Below are 17623 nucleotides of genomic sequence, written 5' to 3'. Positions count from 1 at the left end.
CCGTCACGTCTCGACTCCGGGGTCCGCGTTCCCCACATCTCCGGCAAGGGTCTGGACGTCGGCGGTCAACGGGGAGGTGGGGCATGTTCGCGGTTGTCTTCGAAGTCAGGCCCAAGCCTGAGCGCCGGGAGGAATATCTGGCGCTCGCCCGCTTCCTGAAGCCTCGGCTGGAGGTCGTCGACGGCTTCATCGACAACGAGCGTTTCGCCAGCCGGCGGCGTCCCGGCCTGGTGCTTTCCCTCTCCACCTGGCGGGACGAGAAGGCGCTGATCCGCTGGCGTACCCAGTCCGACCACCACGCCGTGCAGGAAAAGGGCCGCTTCGAGGTCTTCGAGGACTATCGCCTGCGGGTCGGCGAAGTGACCACCGACACCGCGCCCCCGGTCGGCCACGCCGTGTGCCCGACGCGGGCCGACGAGACCGAGACGGGCGAGGCCCGGGCCCTCTCGCTCACCGAGGTGGCTCTCGCCGGCCCGCCGCCGGCCGATGGCGATGCCGAGGCGGCCGGCCTGGCGGCGCGCCTCGGGCTCGACCCCGGCCGGGCCGGGCTGATCGGCCACGACGTGTTCGAGAGCATCTATTCCCCCGGCCGGATCCTGCTGCTCGCCCTGTGGCGCGATGCCGAGGCAGCCGGCGGCTGGACGCCCGCCGAGGCCGCCGACTGTACCCCGCTGCGCCACCGGCGGGTGTGCGTCATCCGCGATTACGGCATGATGGACCGCCGCGAAGCCCCCCAGTTCTATCCGCCCGTCAACGCCTGGGCGGTCACGCCACCTTAGATCTCGCGCGACGGAGCCTCGGCCTGAGCGCCCGCAGGGCCTACTTGGCGTCGGGAATGAACAGCGATTCGCCGCCGATCTTATAGCCGGCGATGGCCTGCTGGCCATCCTTGCCGACGATCCAATCGATGAAGGCCTGGCCCAGGTCGGCCTTCGCATGCGGGAACTTCTTGGGGTTGACCAGGATGATGCCGTAGGGATTGAACAGCTTCTTGTCGCCCTCGACCGCCACCGCCAGATCGGCGCGGTTCTTGAAGCTGAGCCAGGTGCCGCGGTCGGACAGCGCATAGGCGTTCATGGCCGCCGCCGTGTTCAGGGTCGCCCCCATGCCCGAGCCGGTTTCCCGGTACCAGGTGCCCGACGCCGCCTTGACGTCGATGGCGCCTTCCTTCCACAAGGAAAGCTCCATCTTGTGGGTGCCGCTGTCGTCGGCCCGCGAGGCGAAGGGCGCCTTGGCGGCGGCGATCTTCTTCAACGCGCCGACCACGTCCTTGCTGCCCATGACCTTGGCCGGGTCGCTCTTGGGGCCGACCACGACGTAGTCGTTGTACATGACGTCGTAGCGCTTCACGCCGAAGCCGTCGGCGACGAATTTGTCCTCGGACGGCCGGTGATGGACGAACAGCACGTCGGCGTCGCCCTTCTCGCCGATCTTGATGGCCTGGCCGGTGCCGACCGCCACCACGCGCACCTGGATGCCGGTCTTTTGCTGGAAGATCGGCAGGATGTGGTCGAACAGGCCCGAGGCCTGCGTCGAGGTGGTCGAGGCGACGGTGATGAACTTCTCCTGCGCCGCGGCCGGGCCCATGCCCAGCGCCGCGGCGAGGACGAGGGCGAAAAGCCCGTGGATCGATCGAGTCATGGTGTCTCCCCTTTCTGTCTTTTCAAATCCGCTCACCACAGCAGCTCGCCCTGAATGAAGGCGCGGCTGAGGGGGCTTTGCGGGTGCTCGAAGAAATCGGCGGTGGGCGCCCGCTCGACGATCCTTCCCTTGTGAAGAAGGATGATCTCGTCGCCGAGCCGGCGGGCCTGGCCCAGGTCGTGGGTGGTCATGACGATTTTGGTGCCGCCGGCGTTAATTGCCTCGATGATGGCCTCCACGGCCCGGGTGGCCGCCGGGTCGAGGCTGGCGGTCGGCTCGTCCAGCCACAGCACCTGCGGCTCCAGCGCCCAGGCCCGCGCCAGGGCCAGACGCTGCTGCTCGCCGAAGGACAGCACGCGGGCTGGCCGCCCGGCGACGTCGGCCAGGCCGGTCTTGGCCAGCGCCGCCGCGATCCTCTCCCGGCGCTGATCCTTCGGGATACGGCGCAGCTTGAGCGCGAATTCGACGTTGGCGGCCGCCGAGCGGCGCAGCATGACCGGGCGCTGGAACACCATGGCCTGCTGGCGGGAAGCTGCCGGGCCGGCGCCGTCGCTCCAGCGGATGGTGCCGGCAGTGGGCGTCAGCAGCCCGTGGCACAGGCGCAGAAGCAGGCTCTTGCCGGCGCCGTTCGGCCCGACGATGACCGTGCGCGGCCCGGCCTCCAGGGCAAACGTGAGATTGTCGAGCAGGCGGGCGGCCCCGGCCGTATAGGTCAGGCCCTCGACGGCCAGGGGCAGGATGGCGGGGGCTTTCTCCATGTCAGCCGGCATGGGTGCGGCGGGCGGATTCGCGCAGCACGAAAGCCGCCCCGGTGATGCCGACGGAAAGGACGATCAGAATGAGGCCGAGCCCGAGGGCTAGCGCCAGGTCGCCCTTGCTGACCTCGAGCGCGATGGCGGTGGTCATGACGCGCGTCACGTGGTCGATGTTGCCGCCCACGATCATCACCGCGCCGACCTCGGCGCTGGCCCGGCCGAAGCCGGCCAGCACGGCGGTGAACAGCGAGAACCGGCCGTCCCACAGCAGCGCCCGCACCGCCTGGCGCGGGCCGGCCCCCAGCGAGCGCAGCTGCTCGGAATATTCCTCCCACAGATCCTCGATCACCTGGCGCGCCAGCGAGGCGATGATCGGTGTGATGAGGACGACCTGGGCGGCGATCATGGCCGTCGGCGTGAACAGCAGGCCCAGCACGCCGAACGGCCCGGCCCTGGACAGCATCAGATAGACGATCAGCCCGACCACCACCGGCGGCAGGCCCATCAGGGCGTTGAGCACGACCACCACGGCGCCGCGCCCCGGGAAGCGGAACAGCGCCACGGCGGCGCCCAGCGGCAGGCTGATGACAGCGGCGATGAAAACTGCGCTCAGGCTGACCCGGAGCGACAGCCCGACGATCTCGACCAAGCCGGCATCGAGGGTGGCGATCAACGAGATGGCGGCGGCGAAGGCGGCTCCAAAGTCGGTCATCGCGGGCCCGGGTGTGACGAGGGAATATGCTTGCGCTTCATATAACCGCGTATTTCCGTAAGAAAAAACAGAAAACATACATCGAATGCAGGGTGGGGCGCCGAACCGCCAACCCCTCGCCATCGTCATGCCCTTGCGGCCGGGTGGTCCTCCGGGGATAGTGGGCGGATGGTGGTATCGGGAACATCAGCGCCGGCCGGGAACGTCGCCGGCCTCATCCTGGCCGGCGGCCGCGGCCGGCGGATGGGCAGCATCGACAAGCCGTTCGCCCCGTTGGGCGGCCGGCGGATGATCGAACACGTCATCGGGCGGGCCGGGCGGCAGGTCGGTCCCCTTGCGATCAGCGCGGCGGGCGACGCAGCGCGCTTTGGCGTCTTCGGCCTGCCGGTCCTGGCCGATCCGGTCGGGCTGGAAGCTTATTCCGGGCCGCTGGCCGGCATCCTGGCCGGCCTTGAGTGGGCGGCGGCGCGGGCGGCACCCGGCGCCGAGGCGCTGGCGGTCTTTCCCACCGACACCCCCTTTTTTCCCGAGGATTTCGTCGAACGCGCCCGGGCAGCGCTCGCCGATGGCGCCGAGGTGGCGATGGCGGCCTCGGGCGGCCGGCTGCATCCGACGGCGGCGGTGTGGAGCGCCGGCCTGGGCGACCGATTGCGCCGGCTCCTCGTCGAGGAGGGCCTCCGGCGGGCCGACCGCGTGGCAGACCATTTCCGCGCGGCCCGCGTCGACTACGCGGCGCAGCCCTTCGATCCCTTCTTCAACATCAACACGCCGGAAGACCTGGCCGCCGCCGAGCGCCTATTTCGGTGACAGATGGAGTGATTGGGGCTCCCGGTCCGAAGAAGGTGGCTGCCAACCATCTTTTTTGCCAGGGAAAGTCGAATCCAATTGGGGTTTCCCGCCTTTTTAAGTACGATTTCCATCCTCACACAACCGGATGTCGGCGAGGGGACCATGGCATACCTGGAATCGTTCTTCGGCGTGATCGGCGACCTGACCTGGGGATGGTCGCTCGTGCCCATCCTCGTCATCCTGGGCATCTTCATCACCGCCCTGACCGGCTTTGTGCAATTCGAATACTTCGGACGCATGTTCCGGGTGCTGTCTCCCAAGAGCCAGACGGGCGATCCGAACGCCATCTCGGCCCGCGCCGCGCTCCTGGTGTCGGTCGGCGGCCGGGTCGGCGGCGGTAACATCGCCGGCGTTGCGGTGGCGATCACCCTCGGCGGGCCCGGGGCCGTCTTCTGGATGTGGATGATCGCCCTGCTCGGCATGGCGACCAGCCTCGTCGAATGCTCGCTGGCGCAGATCTACAAGCGGCGGCAGCCGGACGGCCTGTTTCGCGGCGGGCCGGCCAGCGCGATCATCCACGGGCTCGGCCAGGAGTACCGGTGGCTGGCCGTTCTCTACGCGGTCTGCCTGATCGCCGCCTTCTCTATCGGCTTCAATGCCTTCCAGGGGAACACCGTGGCCGGTGCGGCGCAGGACAGCCTGGGCATCGATCGCATCTGGACGGCCGGGCTGCTCACGATCCTCGCCGGGTTCGTCGTCTTCGGCGGCATTCGTCGCATCGCACTGGCCTCCGACGTGGTGGTGCCGGTCATGGCCGTCGCCTACATCCTGATGGCGATCGTCATCATCGTGATCAACATCGGGTCCGTCCCGGGCGTCCTGCTGACGATCGTCTCGAATGCCTTCGGCCTCGAGGAAGCGGTCGGCGGCGGCATGGGGGCGGCCATCATGCACGGCATGCGCCGTGGGCTGTTCTCGAACGAGGCCGGTCTCGGCTCGGCACCGAACGTCGCGGCGACGGCGGACGTGCGCCATCCCATCAGCCAGGGCATCACGCAGTCGTTCTCGGTGTTCATCGACACCATCCTCATCTGCTCCTGCACGGCTTTCATCATCCTGCTTGGGGACGTCTACGTACCCGGCCAGGAAGAGATCGACGGCGTCGTCCTGACCCAGCAGTCGCTGGTGTCGCATCTGGGCGACTGGACCCAGTATTTCCTGACCTTCATCATCCTGCTCTTCGCGTTCAGTTCGATCATCTACAACTACTATCTCGGCGAGAACGCCCTGGCGGTCTTTACGGACAACCCGGCCGCGCTGCTGGTCCTGCGCCTCCTGGTGATGGCGATCGTCTTCGTCGGCGGCGTGGCGCCGGGGGCGACAGCGGTGTTCTTCTTCTCCGACCCGATGATGGGCATCCTGGCCCTCGTCAACCTCATCGCGATCATGATGCTGCTGCCGACCTGCCTGAGGGTCCTGCGCGACTTCCGCCGCCAGCTGAAGGAAGGGGTGCAGCGGCCGGTCTTCAACCCGCGGGACTTTCCCGACCTGAACATCGACCACACGGCCTGGGTGGGCGCGAAGCCGACGGAAACATCGGGACGAGTCGGAAGTCCCGGAGGTGCCGCGGAGGCGGTTTAGCGGTATCTTTCGGCGCGGAAACGCCGGACCGGGTTCGCGTGCTTGCGGCGACGGATCGCTTCGCGGCTTTCGGCCTGCCGGTGGGGAATTTCGGGGACAGGGGAATTTCGGGGACACCAGGAATTTCGGGGACACCATACTTAATTCATAAGATGGTGTGCCGGCGTCATCACAGGCGACAGTGAATTAAGTATGGTGTCCCCGAAATTAAGAAGTTAGGAGGGGTCGCTCAGCATGGCCATGCGGGCGTAGGCCTTGAGGGTTCTGACCGAGCCGCCCTCGGCGACCGCGCGGGCGGCGCCCTTGGGATCGGTCACCACCATGCCGGCCAGCGTGTCGAGGCCATAGGCGTGAAGGCGGGGCGTCAGCGGCGTGCTGGGGCCGACCAGCGCGATGCGGGCATGGGGCGCGGTGGCGATCAGGCCGGGCAGGCTGTGGTTGACGAGCGTCGAGGCGGTCGCCACCACCCGCTCGCTTTCCGGCACCAGCCAGCCGGCCGCCACGTCCGGGTATTCGCCGTCCCTCGGCTGGCGCTCGATGACGCGCGCCCCGGGCAGGCGCTCCGCCAGGTCGGGGAAGCGGCCGATCACCGTCAGCGGCGCCTCGCCGGCCACGGCATCGAGGCCGTTTCCCGTCGGCGCCGTCAGGTCGTAGCGGTTGTAGAAGGCGTTGATGGCGGCAAGCCCGATGGCGGCTTCCACCGGCTCCCAGGAATGGACCTTGGCGGCCAGTTCGCGCAGCGGCCGGCCGGCGAGGTGGGCGGCGTCCGCCACCCGGCGGCTGCCTGCGCTGCCGCGGTCCGGCGTCTGCGCCAGGCCGCAGCCATGCGGGCCTTCGACCAGGACCCAATTGAAGCCGACCACCACATGGCGCGCGTTGCCGCGCCCGACCCCCAGTTCGAGATCGCGATAGAGCCGGTGCGGCCCCCACCAGCGCCACAGGGCTTTCCGCTCGGCCGCGACCAACTGGGCCAGCCCGCCGGTCAGACGGGTCCAGTGTTCCAGCGCCTCGGCCGAGACCAGGGTGAGAGTGGGGATGCCTTCGGCCATCGCCCCCAGGATCTCGTCCAACAGCCCCTCGCCGTCGGTTTCCTGGCGGCTGAACTTCTCGATGACGATGAGGTCCATGCCGGCGGCCACCGCGCGCCTGACCGCACCGGTCGCCTCGGCCAGGGCGGCGGTGTCGAAGCCGCAGACGCTTTCCTTGGCGCGGTCGCCCTTATAGGTGGCCAGCGTTACCGTGCGGCCGGTATCGATCTCGGTGGCGACGATCTTGCGCTTGAAGCCGTCGGGTCCGCGAAACGTGCGCTGCACCAAACCGCCGACCCGCCAGCCGCGGGCCGCCAGTTCGGCCGCGAAGTCGGCCAGCAGCGGCGCCTCGCGCGTCGCCGCCGTATAAACGACCCCGGCCGGGGAAAGGCGCGGGGGAAGGGAGGCATCCCGCATCGACATGCCTTCCTTCATCGTCCTTTTTGCCGAAAGCCGCAAGATCCAACCCTCTCCGTCGGCGGGGCGGAGAGGGTGACAGGCGCATGGCGGGCCGTTATGCTCTCAAGCCATGGTTCGACTGCCCGGGGAGGGGTGAATGGCCGAGGATGACGACAGGGACGACGGCGGCGAAACCCCGCAGGACGTCGTCCACCAGTTGCAGACGACCGGCTTCTTCGAGCAGATCCGCGACCTCGACGCCAACATCAAGAAGATCGTCGGCGATCTCGAAACGCTGGGCACGCTTGCCACCGAGCGGCTGCAAGAGACCGAGAACCTGGCCGCCCACCTGCTGGCGGTGGAAGCCATCCTGGCCGTCATCCTCAAGACCCATCCGGTCGATCCCGAGGCGGTGCGGTCCGCCATCAAGCAGATGACCGCCGATCTGACCGGCGATCCCGACGGCAGCTTGGCGGTGCGCAGCGTGGTCGACGCCCTGCTGTCGGGCGTCAAGCCGAAGAAATAGGGACGGCCGGGGTTTCGGGGGAGATCCGGCGGGGGGACGGGGAGCATGTTGATCGATTTGCGGGTCGCCCAGCTTCTGTGCTCGCGGGTCTGTCACGACCTGATCGGCCCGGTGGGCGCGGTCAGTTCGGGCATCGAGCTGATGGGCGAGGACAGCTCCATGGCCGACGACGCCATGGCGCTGATCGTGCGCAGCAGCGCCCAGGCCTCGCGCCGCCTGGCCTTCTTCCGCATCGCCTTCGGCCTGGGCGGCGCCACCGGCCCGCGCGCCGTGGCCGAGGCGCGCGAGCTGGCGGCGGCGCTGTTCGACAAGGGCCGCGCCGAGCTCGACTGGCCCACCGAAACCACCCGCTGCGCCGAGGGCACGATCGCGCCGCTGGCCGTCAAGCTGCTGCTCAACCTGGTGCTGCTCGGCACCGACTGTCTGCCGCGCGGCGGCGCCGTGGCGGTGCGCGCCGCGCCGCTGGTGGAAGGGGTCGGCATCGCCGTGACCGCCGCCGGCGAAGGGGCCCGGCTGCGCGACGGAGTCGCCGACGCCATGGCCGCCGATCCGGCGCCGGACGCCCTTTCCGCCCACACCGTCGGCGCCGCCTTCGCCCAGAGTTTGGCCAGGGCGCTGGGCACCGCGATCGAGGCCTCGGAGCACGCGGGCGAGGTGCGCTTCGCCGCCTTGCTGCCGTTTGCCGAACCCGGGACCTAGGGGCGGCGCCATGGCGAAGCGCGACGACACCGGCATGGACGGGCTGCTTCGCGAGGCGCTGTTCGAGGCCCGCGACACCCTGGAAGAGGCTGACGCCTGGGGGGAAGAGTTGTTCGGCGATCCCGCCGACCCCGATTCGCGCACCCGCCTCATCGACGTCGTGCATACGGTGAAGGAGGCCTGCGACCTGCTGCCGCTGCCCCGGCTGGAAGCGATGGCCGAGGCGGCGACCGAGGCGGCCGACGCGCTGCACGAGAAGCACGCGGTGCCGACCCCGGCGGCGATGACGGCCATTCTTTCGGCCATCGGGCGGATGCGCGACATCCTGGATCGGGTGGAAGCCGAGGGCGCCGAGCCCACCGGCGACGACGCGGCGCTGATCGGGGCGCTTTCGGCCATCGCCGGCCACGCACCGCCCGTAGGGGCGCAACGGGCCGCACCCGAGGCCGAGGCGGCCGTCGCCGGGGTCGTCCCGGACGAAGGGGGCGGCGGCGATGAGGCCACGCCGACCGGCGAGCCAAGCCGCCGCTACGTCGTCTTCCGCACCGCGAACGGCGGGCCGAAGGCGCTCGACGCCGCCCATGTGGTGTGGATGGACGTCATCGACGCCGTTGCCGACGGCCCCGACGGCGGCGCCGAGGCGCGTGTGCAGGGCCGAACCCTGCCGCTGGCGGCGCTGGACGGCGAAATCCCCGCCGCCGGCCGGCTGCCGGTTTCCCGGCCCGTCATCGTGCTGAAATGGGGCGACCGCCGCCTGGCGCTGCTGGTCGAAGACGTCCTGACGCTCACCCCCGACCCCGCCGCCGCCCTGCCGAGGCCCGCCGAGATCGTGGCGGTGGAGCGGCTGTTCGGGGCGTAGGGGCCTCTATCCCCGCACTTGTCAGCGCGCCGCGGTTCCGGGGGGCACTCTCGTCTTCAAGAGCGAATCCATCTTGGCGAAGAGATTGCGGGAGAAATGCGATTCCGCATTCAGTTGGAAGATTTGTGCCCGTCTTTGGTAGACGACGCGGACTGTTGTCGGCGGTGCCTCCGAACGCACCACGAGAATCCGCCCAACCTCTCCCCAACTCATGCCATGGGGCGCCCGGGCAACCATGACGATATGACCTTCCGGCACGTCTTCGACCAGCGACGGCTTCAGGCTGTTCAACCACAGCGCATCCACCACGGTCTGCTTCACCATTTCGTAGGGGGCGTTGAACTGGCGCTCGATGCCTTCCTTCAACGCCACCTTCTCCACCGTGTCCGCGTTGGCACAGCCAAGAAGGCCGAGGGCCAGGGCGACGACAAACCCGATCCGTCTCATGGGGTTCTCCTTCGGTTGCACCGAAGGATATGCCCGTATTGCGAGCGCTGAAAAGAGATTTCCGGCCGGGATGGCGCGTCCGCCCATCCCCGGGGCGGCCTTACGCCTTGGCGGCCGGCGTGTCCGCCGCGTGCGGGTCGCGCAGCACGTAGCCGCGGCCCCACACGGTTTCGATGTAGTTGGCGCCGTCGGTGGCGGCGGCCAGCTTTTTGCGCAGCTTGCAGATGAAGACGTCGATGATCTTGAGCTCGGGCTCGTCCATGCCGCCGTAGAGGTGGTTCAGGAACATGTCCTTGGTCAGCGTCGTGCCCTTGCGCAGGCTCAGGAGCTCCAGGATGCCGTATTCCTTGCCGGTCAGATGGACCGGGCGGCCGTCGACGTCCACCGTGTGGGCGTCGAGGTTGACCGACAGCCGGCCGGTGCGGATGACCGAGGCGGAATGCCCCTTGGAGCGGCGCACGATGGCCTGGATTCGCGCCAGAAGTTCGTCCTTGTTGAAGGGCTTGGTCAGGTAGTCGTCGGCGCCGATGCCGAGGCCCTTGACCTTCATGTCCGATTCGGCCAGGCCCGAGAGGATGAGGACCGGCGTGTGGACGCGGGCGTTGCGCAGCCGGCGCAGCACCTCCAGCCCGTCCATGTCGGGCAGCATGAGATCGAGGATGATGAGGTCGTAGTCGTAAAGCTTGCCGATTTCCAGTCCGTCTTCGCCCAGGTCGGTGGCGTCCACCACCATGTCCACCGACTGCAGCATCAGGGTGACGCTTTCCGCCGTCGCCGGATCGTCCTCGACCAACAGAATCCGCATGACCACCTTCGCCCTGACAGGCGCCCCCGTTAACGATTATTAACGAAGTTTAACCATAGGAGGGGGAAATGTCACTCAGGAAGAAAAAAAGGCGTGGATGGCCGTGACAAGCACGGCCATGACGTTGAGGAGATGGGCAATCATCCCTCTCGTCCCTCCTTTTTATCGTCATGCCCGCACTTGTCGCGGGCATCCACGTCTTAGCCTTGCCTTTCCCGCTTTACCAAACCTTAAAGGGTGGTGGCCATACTCGGGCGGCGGGACGTTTTCCGCGGTGGGCAAGGGCCGGGGCGTGGCGGTACTTTTCGACAACATCGTCAGGGAGATCGGGCGGCTGCCCGACCATCGCATCTTCGGGCGGGTGACCAACGTGGTCGGCCTGTTGATCGAGGTCGGCGGCGTCGAGGGGCATCTCTCGGTGGGCGACCACTGCGAGGTGATCGGCCGCGGCGATCGCCGGCTGATCTGCGAGGTGGTGGGCTTTCGCGCCGGCCAGGCGCTGCTGATGCCGTTCGGCCCGCTGGAAGGCGTCGGCGCCGGCTGCCGGGCCGAGATCGGCGTCACCCAGCCGGCCATCTATCCGGGACCCGAATGGCTGGGCCGGGTGGTCAACGGCTTCGGCGAGCCGGTCGACGGCAAGGGGCCGCTGCAATCGGGCCCCCTCGCCTATCCCATCCGCAACCGGCCGCCGTCGGCCCATTCGCGCCAGCGGGTCGGCGCCAAGATCGATCTGGGCGTGCGCGCCATCAACACCTTCCTCACCTGCTGCCGCGGGCAGCGCATGGGCATCTTTTCGGGCTCCGGCGTCGGCAAGTCGACGCTGCTTTCCATGATGGCCCGCCACACCGAGGCCCAGGTCAGCGTCATCGGCCTGATCGGCGAGCGCGGCCGCGAGGCCCGCGAATTCATCGAGGACGACCTCGGTCCCGAAGGCATGGCGCGCAGTGTCGTCGTCGTCGCCACCTCCGACGAGCCGCCGCTGATGCGCCGCCAGGCCGCCTATGTGACGATGGCGGTCTCCGAGTATTTCCGCAATCAGAACCAGGACGTGCTGTGCCTGATGGACAGCGTGACCCGCTTCGCCATGGCCCAGCGCGAAATCAGCCTGTCGGCCGGCGAACCGCCGGCCAGCAAGGGCTACACCCCGTCGGTCTTCGCCGAACTGCCGAGCCTCTTGGAGCGGGCCGGGCCGGGCCAGGCCGGCCAGGGCTCGATCAGCGGCCTTTTCACCGTGCTGGTCGAGGGCGACGACCACAACGAACCGATCTCGGACGCCGTGCGCGGCATCCTCGACGGCCATATCGTGCTCGACCGCTCGATCGCCGAGCGCGGGCGCTATCCGCCGGTCAACGTGCTGCGCAGCGTGTCCCGAACCATGCCGGCCTGCAACAGCGAGGCCGAAAACGCCGTCGTCGCCCGGGCCCGCCAGCTTCTCGCCACCTACGAGGACATGGCCGAACTGATCCGGCTTGGCGCCTACCGCCAGGGCAGCGACGCCGGGGTGGACGAGGCCATCCGCTACTATCCGGCGATCGAGGCCTTCCTGGCCCAGGCCAAGCGCGACCGCACCGACTTGGCTGCCGGCTACGCCGGGCTGGCCGAGATCCTCGGCATGCCCGCCCCGGCGGCGGGCGCGGCGCCGACCGGCCGGTGACGGGGGGCTGAGGCGTGGCCAAGCACCTGAAGAACCTGATCCGCCTCAATGACTGGCAGGTCGAGGAAAAGCAGCGGGCCCTGGGCGACCTTTTGAACGCCGTGGCGGCGCTGGAGGCCAAGCGGCGCCAGCTTGAGGAAGAACTGGTGCGCGAGCGCAAGGCGGCCGCCGAGGCACCCAGCGAGATCGGCATCTATTACGGCAATTTCGCCAAGGCGGCGCTGGTCCGGCGCCGCGCGCTGGAGCAGGCCATCGCCGAGGGCGAGGCCGAGGTGGCGGCGGCCCGCGACCGCCTGCGCGAAGCCTATCGCGAGCTCAAGAAATACGAAGTCGCCCAGGCCCAGCGCGACGCCCGCGAAGCGGCCGAACGCGACCACCGCGAACAGCTCTTCCTCGACGAAATCGGCATCCAGGCCTTCGTCCGGAAGGGCAAGCGCGCCTGACCCCCCTTCCCTGTCCCCCCCCCCACGAGGGGGGAGGGTTGGGAGGGGGTGATCGCTTGTCTCCGAGAGTTGGCTCAGAACCGTTTCAATCGCGACAGCAGGGCGGGGTTGTCCCATTTGGGCTGGCGGTCTTCCAGCAGCACCGTGTACTGGGGGTCATCGCTTTCGGCCGACACCAGCACCTGCAGCCAGCGCGGCACCACCTCGTCGCTGACGTCTTCGAGGATGGCGACGCCGATGGCCTCGACCGAGGCCAGCGGGACGTCATCCAGGGCCTTGAGATAGGCCAAGAACGACGGCGGCGGCACGATCCATTTGTCGGGGACGTAGCGCAGCAGGATCGACAGCGGCGCCGGGTGGACGGCGTGGGAAACGCCGCCGCCCAGGCTGACGACGTAATCGAGCGCCTGGCTTCCCGGCCGGGGGATGGCGTGAAGCAGGGCGCGCCTGTCCTTGATGTCCATCGATCGCTGTCCTTGCTCGGCCGCTCCCGCTTCAGGATAGCGCATAACGCCGGTCAGGCGAACACCCCGCGGCCCCCTGGGGCATCGCTTTCCGGCGCCGCCTCGATGAAGTTGGGAGGAGCCGACTGGAAGACCAGGCCGCCGGCGACGCCGGTCGTCGCGTTGGCCTCTTCGAAAATGGCGCGGATGTCGTTCTGCATGGCGGGCGCCAGCGGCCGCTCGCTGCGCACGATAAGATCGAGGCGCTTCCTGTCGTCGCGCACCAGGCCGTCCAGTTGCAGCCGGCCAAGGCGGCTCAGCTCGACGTCGAGGATGAAGCGCAGGCCCTTGGGCGCCGCCTCGTCCTCTTCCCCGTCGCCGCCGTGGGGGCGCAGGAACAGGCGCAACTGGTCTATCTCCGAGCCGGTGAAGAAGGGAACCAGCGCGATCCGCCAGTCGCCGGCCACCGGCTCGCGGGCCAGCGTGGCGATGCCGCGGAATTCCTCGCCCAGGCGGCCCAGCAGTTCGGGTCGTTCGCGCTTGAGCAGGCGGGCCGCGCCGGGGGTGAGCCAGTCGCCGAGGTCGCCGCCGCGCAGGGCGGCAAGAAAGAACAACACGTCGGCCGTCATTTTGGCGTTGGCCTGCGGCAGCACGCTGGAAACCAGGTCGTGGGCGACGGCCGGGCGCAACGCCTGCAAGGCCTGGAGGGCTTCGTCCATGGCCGGCCAGGCGCGGGCCCGAAACAGGGCGGGGGCGGGCAGCGGCGAAGGCGGCTCGGCTTGGCCGGGGACGGGGGGAAGCGGTGGCTTTTCGACCTCGAGCGTCACCATGGCGCCGCGCGGCAGCGGCGTGCCGGTGGCCAGCGCCAGGAGGCCGACCGGGGTTTGCACGATGGGCTGTCCGGCCGTGGTATGGCCGGTGACGAGGGCTGTCATCGTCTGGCCGACGGCCGGCAGGGCCGGGGCCGCCGGAGGAAGGGCGGCCGGCGGTGTCCCCTCGGCGGCGGGCGGCTGGAAGGCGATGACGCGCAGCGCCATGTGCATCCCGGAAACGAGGCCGACCGGGCCGGCCGGGCCGGGCGGCCCGGCGGTTGGCGCCGGCGTCGCGCCACCTGCCGGCGAAGGGGCGGGCGTGAAGGCGGGGATTGGTCCTGAAGCCGGCCCCGGCCCTGGCACCGGCGCACCGAAGACGGGGGCAGTACCGGGAAATGACGACGGGCCGACGGGAGCCATGCCGGCCGCGGCCGACAGCGGCGGGGCGACGGGAACGGGCGTGGCAAGAAAAGACGCGGCCGGCCGCAGCAGGGTGGCGGTCAGCGAGGCGCCGATCAGGCCGCGCGGCAGCGTGGGAGCGGCGATGACGCCCGCGGAGGGGGCGAGGGGGTTGGCCGGGGCCGCCAGCGCCGGGCCGGCACCCGACGCGGCCGGCAGCGGGGCGCGCAGGACCGGTGGCGGCGGCCTGCCGTTGACGGCGGCGACCTGGAGTTGCAGCGGCGCGGCCAGGTTTTGCAGCAGCAGGGTGAGGCGCGCCCCATCGGCCAGCGGCAGCGTCGTCTGGATTTGCAAGGTGCCAAAGGCGGTCTCGACGCGTACCGCGATGGCGGTGCCCTCGGCCACCACGGTTCCCTCGAAACGGGCGCCGGGGGCCAGGGCGAGGAGATCGGCCGGCGGACTGGCCACCGTGATGATGGGCAGCGCCCGGGGCGGCGCGGTCGGCGGCATCGGCGGCGGCGGGGCCGGCGGCGGGATGGTGGTCATCGGCGCCTGACTTCCGGCGGCGGCGCTAGGCCAGCAGCCGTTCGGCGATGGCCTTGACGTCCCCGGCGGCCTCGCAGTTGGGATAGCGCGTCAACAGCGGCGACTGGTTGCGGATGGCCTCGCGGATGCAGGAATCGTTGCGGATGATGCCGGTCAGCGGCGGCGAGATCTTGAGGAAACCCTCGCAGGCCTTGAGCAGCGTGTTGTAGGTGCGCTCGCCGCCGCGGATCGAGCCCGCCATGTTGATGATGATGCGGATGTCCATCGCCGGCTGTTCCATGTGGGTGACCTTGATGAAGGCGTAGGCGTCGGTCAGCGAGGCGGGGTCGTCGGTGGCGATGACGAGGCAGGAATTCACGCTGTGAGTCAGTTGGCGGACGGTGCGCTCCAGCCCGGCGCCCAAGTCGACGATGACCTTGTCGTAGGCGCCGCCGAGGAGGGTCAGGTCCTCGCCCAGGGCGCGCAGGCGGCTCAGCGGAATGTTGGCCAGACTGCCCGAGCCCGAGCGTCCGGCGATGATGTCGAAGCCGCCCTCCTCGAAAGGCACCACCGCCTGGTTCAAGGTCAGCCGCCCGGCGATGACGCCGCCGAGGTCGCGTTTGGGCATCAGGCCCAACTGGATGTCGAGATTGGCCAGCCCGAGGTCGCCGTCGAACAGCAGCGTCTTGACGTCGCGCTTGGCCATGGCGTGGGCCAGCGAGATGGCGAACCAGGTCTTGCCGACCCCGCCCTTGCCCGAGGCGACCGCGAGCATGTTCCTGCCGTTGCTTTGGGGCATGGCGACGGCCGTCGAGGCGGCGGGCGCGGCGGTCATGGCGCTGCCTCGCGGCGGAGGGGGGAGGCGGCTTGGGGTCGGAAAGCGTGCATTGGGGGGTCTTTCCTAGATCTGCCCGACGGTCTTGATCCGGGCCTTCGGGTGGATTTCGTTCTGCGAGATGACGGTGGTCGACGGCCGGAACCGCTCGACGATGGAACGCACGTAGGGGCGGATCGACGGGCTGGTCAGCAGGGCCGGCGTCTCGCCCATCATGGCCTGGCGTTCGAAGGTGCGGCGCAGCGAGCCGATGAATTCCTGGAGCCGGCTGGGGGCCATCGACAGCTGCCGCTCGTCGCCGGTGCCGGCCAGCGATTCGGCGAACGCCTGCTCCCACTCGGGCGACAGGGTGACCAGCGGAATGATGCCCTGCTCGTTGGCGTTCATGTCGCTGATCTGGCGGGCGAGGCGCGCCCGCACATGCTCGGTGATCATCATGACGTTGCGGGTGTGCCCGCAGGCCTCCGAGATGGCCTCCAGGATGGTCGACAGGTCGCGCACCGAGATGCGTTCGCCCAACAGGTTCTGCAGCACGCGCTGGACGCCGCCGACCGAAATCTGGCTGGGGATCATGTCGGCGACCAGTTTCTGGTGCTCCTTGTCCAATTCGTCCATCAGCTTCTGGGTCTCGGAGTGCGACAGCAGCTCGGACATGTTGTCCTTGATCACCTCGGTCAGATGGGTGGTGATCACGGTCGCCGGGTCGACCACGGTATAGCCGCGGAACAGCGCCTCCTCGCGGTTGGCCTCGTCGATCCACATGGCGGCCAGCCCGAAGGTTGGCTCCTTGGTCTTCTCGCCGGGCAGCGTGATCTCTTCGCCGCGCGGGTCCATCACCAGCAGCATGTTGGGCCGAAGGTCGCCGCGTCCTGTCTCGATCTCCTTGACGCGGATGACGTAGGAGTTGGCCGGCAGTTGCATGTTATCCTGGATGCGCACGCTGGGCATGATGAATCCGATGTCGGACGCCATCTGCCGGCGCAGGGCCTTGATCTGGTCGGTCAGCCGCTGGCCCTCGCGCGGGTTGTTGATCATCGTGAGCAACCCATAGCCGAGCTCGAGCCGAAGCAGGTCTATGCGCAACGCGTTGGCGATCGGTTCCTCGGCCGTCGGCGGGGCGTCCAGCCGTTCGCGCTCGGTGCGGGCCTCGGTCTCGGCGGTGACGCGGTTGGCCAGGCGCGACATGTTCCAGGCGATGCCGCCGATGATGGCGGCCAGCAGCATGAAGGGCACGAACGGGATGCCCGGCAGCGCCCCCAGTGCGGCCAGCAGGAAGGCGCTCAGGCCCAGCGCGCGGGGCTGCCCGCCCAGCTGGCCGAACACCGCCTTCTCGGTGGCCCCGGTGATACCCGCCTTGGTCACCACCATGCCGGCGGCGGTCGAGACGATGAGGGCAGGGATCTGGGTGACCAGGCCGTCGCCGACGGTGAGGCGCGTATAGGTGTCGGCCGCCTGGGCGAAGGACAGGTCCTTCTGGGCGACGCCGATGATCATGCCGGCGATGATGTTGATGAAGGTGATGAGCAGGCCGGCGACGATGTCGCCGCGCACGAACTTGGCGGCGCCGTCCATGGAGCCGAAGAAGGTGCTTTCGTCCTCCAGGTCCTTGCGCCGCTTCTTGGCCATGTCTTCGTCGATGAGGCCGGACGACAGGTCGGCGTCGATGGCCATCTGCTTGCCCGGCATGGCGTCCAGGGTGAAGCGGGCCGACACCTCGGCGATGCGGCTGGCGCCCTTGGTGATGACGACGAAGTTCACGATCAGCAGGATCGAGAAGACGATGATGCCGATGACGAAATTGCCGCCCATGACGAAGCCGCCGAAGGCCTGGATGACCTTGCCGGCGGCCTGCGGGCCGATATGGCCGTCGGCCAGGATCAGGCGGGTCGAGGCCAGGTTGAGCGACAGGCGCATCATCGTCGCCAGCAGCAGCACGGTCGGAAAGGTGCTGAACTCGAGCGGCTTCTCGATGAACAGCGCGGTCATCAGGATGAGCACCGCGAAGGTGATCGAGAAGGCCAGACCGACGTCCAGCAGCCAGTCGGGCAACGGCAGGATCAGCACCACCAGGATGGTGACGACGCCCATGGCCATGGCCAGGTCGCTGCGCCGCGAGGCCGCGATCAGCCATTTCCTGGCACCGTTCGTCCCGGTGCCGATGGCTGGGGTGTTGGTGGTGACGTCGGCCATCGAGGCTCCTAACCGTCAGGT

Annotated in this window: 18 protein-coding genes; 8 read left to right on the top strand and 10 right to left on the bottom strand. The window is 69.0% G+C overall.

The annotated features are described in order from the left end of the window. Positions 1-83 precede the first annotated feature (83 nt). Complete coding sequence (locus tag ODR01_RS12125) at positions 84-779, top strand: antibiotic biosynthesis monooxygenase family protein (RefSeq protein ID WP_316977923.1); 696 nt, start codon at positions 84-86, stop codon at positions 777-779. Positions 780-819: 40 nt separating this feature from the next. On the opposite strand, the gene ODR01_RS12120 is transcribed toward ODR01_RS12125, so the two are convergent. From ODR01_RS12120 to ODR01_RS12110, 3 genes are read right to left on the bottom strand one after another with little or no spacing between them, the layout of a single operon-like run. Beyond that, complete coding sequence (locus tag ODR01_RS12120; protein WP_316977922.1) at positions 820-1641, bottom strand: substrate-binding domain-containing protein; 822 nt, start codon at positions 1639-1641, stop codon at positions 820-822. A 32-nt stretch (positions 1642-1673) separates the two neighbouring features. After that, a complete protein-coding gene (locus ODR01_RS12115) occupies positions 1674-2399 on the bottom strand; it encodes an ATP-binding cassette domain-containing protein (RefSeq protein WP_316977921.1) in 726 nt (241 codons plus the stop codon). Position 2400: 1 nt separating this feature from the next. After that, positions 2401-3108 (bottom strand): ABC transporter permease, encoded by a 708-nt coding sequence (locus tag ODR01_RS12110; protein ID WP_316977920.1) that lies wholly within the window; start codon positions 3106-3108, stop codon positions 2401-2403. A 168-nt stretch (positions 3109-3276) separates the two neighbouring features. On the opposite strand from ODR01_RS12110, the gene mobA reads away from it, so the two are divergent. Both mobA and ODR01_RS12100 read left to right on the top strand, forming a co-directional pair. Further along, on the top strand, positions 3277-3915 hold the full coding sequence (gene mobA / locus ODR01_RS12105) for a molybdenum cofactor guanylyltransferase MobA (protein ID WP_316977919.1): 639 nt from the start codon (positions 3277-3279) through the stop codon (positions 3913-3915). Positions 3916-4059: 144 nt separating this feature from the next. Next, positions 4060-5538: an alanine/glycine:cation symporter family protein gene (locus ODR01_RS12100; RefSeq protein WP_316977918.1), complete on the top strand. Its 1479-nt coding sequence runs from the start codon at positions 4060-4062 to the stop codon at positions 5536-5538. A 215-nt stretch (positions 5539-5753) separates the two neighbouring features. On the opposite strand, the gene ODR01_RS12095 is transcribed toward ODR01_RS12100, so the two are convergent. Beyond that, positions 5754-6989, bottom strand: a complete 1236-nt coding sequence (locus ODR01_RS12095) for a DUF2478 domain-containing protein (RefSeq protein ID WP_316977917.1) — start codon at positions 6987-6989, stop codon at positions 5754-5756. 133 nt (positions 6990-7122) lie between these two features. Between ODR01_RS12095 and ODR01_RS12090 the strand changes: the two genes are divergently transcribed. From ODR01_RS12090 to ODR01_RS12080, 3 genes are read left to right on the top strand one after another with little or no spacing between them, the layout of a single operon-like run. Continuing rightward, entirely contained in the window at positions 7123-7491 is a 369-nt protein-coding gene (locus ODR01_RS12090; RefSeq protein WP_316977916.1) for a hypothetical protein, read from the top strand. Between the two features lie 45 nt (positions 7492-7536). Next, positions 7537-8190, top strand: a complete 654-nt coding sequence (locus ODR01_RS12085; protein ID WP_316977915.1) for a histidine phosphotransferase family protein — start codon at positions 7537-7539, stop codon at positions 8188-8190. A gap of 10 nt (positions 8191-8200) precedes the next feature. Next, the gene (locus tag ODR01_RS12080; protein WP_316977914.1) at positions 8201-9049 is read left to right on the top strand and encodes a hypothetical protein; all 849 of its coding nucleotides are present in this window, start codon (positions 8201-8203) and stop codon (positions 9047-9049) included. 21 nt (positions 9050-9070) lie between these two features. On the opposite strand, the gene ODR01_RS12075 is transcribed toward ODR01_RS12080, so the two are convergent. Continuing rightward, entirely contained in the window at positions 9071-9496 is a 426-nt protein-coding gene (locus tag ODR01_RS12075) for a hypothetical protein (protein WP_316977913.1), read from the bottom strand. A 100-nt stretch (positions 9497-9596) separates the two neighbouring features. After that, complete coding sequence (gene ctrA, locus ODR01_RS12070) at positions 9597-10301, bottom strand: response regulator transcription factor CtrA (RefSeq protein WP_316977912.1); 705 nt, start codon at positions 10299-10301, stop codon at positions 9597-9599. Positions 10302-10593: 292 nt separating this feature from the next. Between ctrA and fliI the strand changes: the two genes are divergently transcribed. Continuing rightward, positions 10594-11955 (top strand): flagellar protein export ATPase FliI, encoded by a 1362-nt coding sequence (gene fliI, locus ODR01_RS12065; protein ID WP_316977911.1) that lies wholly within the window; start codon positions 10594-10596, stop codon positions 11953-11955. Between the two features lie 14 nt (positions 11956-11969). After that, positions 11970-12398 (top strand): flagellar FliJ family protein, encoded by a 429-nt coding sequence (locus ODR01_RS12060; RefSeq protein WP_316977910.1) that lies wholly within the window; start codon positions 11970-11972, stop codon positions 12396-12398. Between the two features lie 74 nt (positions 12399-12472). On the opposite strand, the gene ODR01_RS12055 is transcribed toward ODR01_RS12060, so the two are convergent. From ODR01_RS12055 to flhA, 4 genes are all read right to left on the bottom strand, one after another. Beyond that, the gene (locus ODR01_RS12055; protein WP_316977909.1) at positions 12473-12862 is read right to left on the bottom strand and encodes a hypothetical protein; all 390 of its coding nucleotides are present in this window, start codon (positions 12860-12862) and stop codon (positions 12473-12475) included. Between the two features lie 53 nt (positions 12863-12915). Further along, positions 12916-14598: a hypothetical protein gene (locus tag ODR01_RS12050; protein WP_316977908.1), complete on the bottom strand. Its 1683-nt coding sequence runs from the start codon at positions 14596-14598 to the stop codon at positions 12916-12918. Positions 14599-14623: 25 nt separating this feature from the next. Then, on the bottom strand, positions 14624-15412 hold the full coding sequence (locus ODR01_RS12045; RefSeq protein WP_316977907.1) for a MinD/ParA family protein: 789 nt from the start codon (positions 15410-15412) through the stop codon (positions 14624-14626). Positions 15413-15478: 66 nt separating this feature from the next. Next, positions 15479-17602, bottom strand: coding sequence for a flagellar biosynthesis protein FlhA (gene flhA / locus ODR01_RS12040; RefSeq protein ID WP_316977906.1), 2124 nt, complete (start codon positions 17600-17602; stop codon positions 15479-15481). Positions 17603-17623 lie beyond the last annotated feature (21 nt).

It is taken from the genome of Shumkonia mesophila (assembly GCF_026163695.1).
Taxonomy (GTDB): Bacteria; Pseudomonadota; Alphaproteobacteria; order Rhodospirillales; family Shumkoniaceae; genus Shumkonia; species Shumkonia mesophila.
Note: the sequence above shows the minus strand (reverse complement) of the source record. Positions and strands in the feature narration are given on the sequence as shown.

What these genes read in the sequence shown, in the direction of transcription:
- ODR01_RS12125 (WP_316977923.1), top strand. Translation starts at nt 84, where the DNA reads ATGTTCGCGGTTGTCTTCGAAGTCAGGCCCAAGCCTGAGCGCCGGGAG.
- ODR01_RS12120 (WP_316977922.1), bottom strand. Translation starts at nt 1,641, where the DNA reads ATGACTCGATCGATCCACGGGCTTTTCGCCCTCGTCCTCGCCGCGGCG.
- ODR01_RS12115 (WP_316977921.1), bottom strand. Translation starts at nt 2,399, where the DNA reads ATGGAGAAAGCCCCCGCCATCCTGCCCCTGGCCGTCGAGGGCCTGACC.
- ODR01_RS12110 (WP_316977920.1), bottom strand. Translation starts at nt 3,108, where the DNA reads ATGACCGACTTTGGAGCCGCCTTCGCCGCCGCCATCTCGTTGATCGCC.
- mobA (WP_316977919.1), top strand. Translation starts at nt 3,277, where the DNA reads ATGGTGGTATCGGGAACATCAGCGCCGGCCGGGAACGTCGCCGGCCTC.
- ODR01_RS12100 (WP_316977918.1), top strand. Translation starts at nt 4,060, where the DNA reads ATGGCATACCTGGAATCGTTCTTCGGCGTGATCGGCGACCTGACCTGG.
- ODR01_RS12095 (WP_316977917.1), bottom strand. Translation starts at nt 6,989, where the DNA reads ATGTCGATGCGGGATGCCTCCCTTCCCCCGCGCCTTTCCCCGGCCGGG.
- ODR01_RS12090 (WP_316977916.1), top strand. Translation starts at nt 7,123, where the DNA reads ATGGCCGAGGATGACGACAGGGACGACGGCGGCGAAACCCCGCAGGAC.
- ODR01_RS12085 (WP_316977915.1), top strand. Translation starts at nt 7,537, where the DNA reads ATGTTGATCGATTTGCGGGTCGCCCAGCTTCTGTGCTCGCGGGTCTGT.
- ODR01_RS12080 (WP_316977914.1), top strand. Translation starts at nt 8,201, where the DNA reads ATGGCGAAGCGCGACGACACCGGCATGGACGGGCTGCTTCGCGAGGCG.
- ODR01_RS12075 (WP_316977913.1), bottom strand. Translation starts at nt 9,496, where the DNA reads ATGAGACGGATCGGGTTTGTCGTCGCCCTGGCCCTCGGCCTTCTTGGC.
- ctrA (WP_316977912.1), bottom strand. Translation starts at nt 10,301, where the DNA reads ATGCGGATTCTGTTGGTCGAGGACGATCCGGCGACGGCGGAAAGCGTC.
- ODR01_RS12055 (WP_316977909.1), bottom strand. Translation starts at nt 12,862, where the DNA reads ATGGACATCAAGGACAGGCGCGCCCTGCTTCACGCCATCCCCCGGCCG.
- ODR01_RS12050 (WP_316977908.1), bottom strand. Translation starts at nt 14,598, where the DNA reads ATGACCACCATCCCGCCGCCGGCCCCGCCGCCGCCGATGCCGCCGACC.
- ODR01_RS12045 (WP_316977907.1), bottom strand. Translation starts at nt 15,412, where the DNA reads ATGACCGCCGCGCCCGCCGCCTCGACGGCCGTCGCCATGCCCCAAAGC.
- flhA (WP_316977906.1), bottom strand. Translation starts at nt 17,602, where the DNA reads ATGGCCGACGTCACCACCAACACCCCAGCCATCGGCACCGGGACGAAC.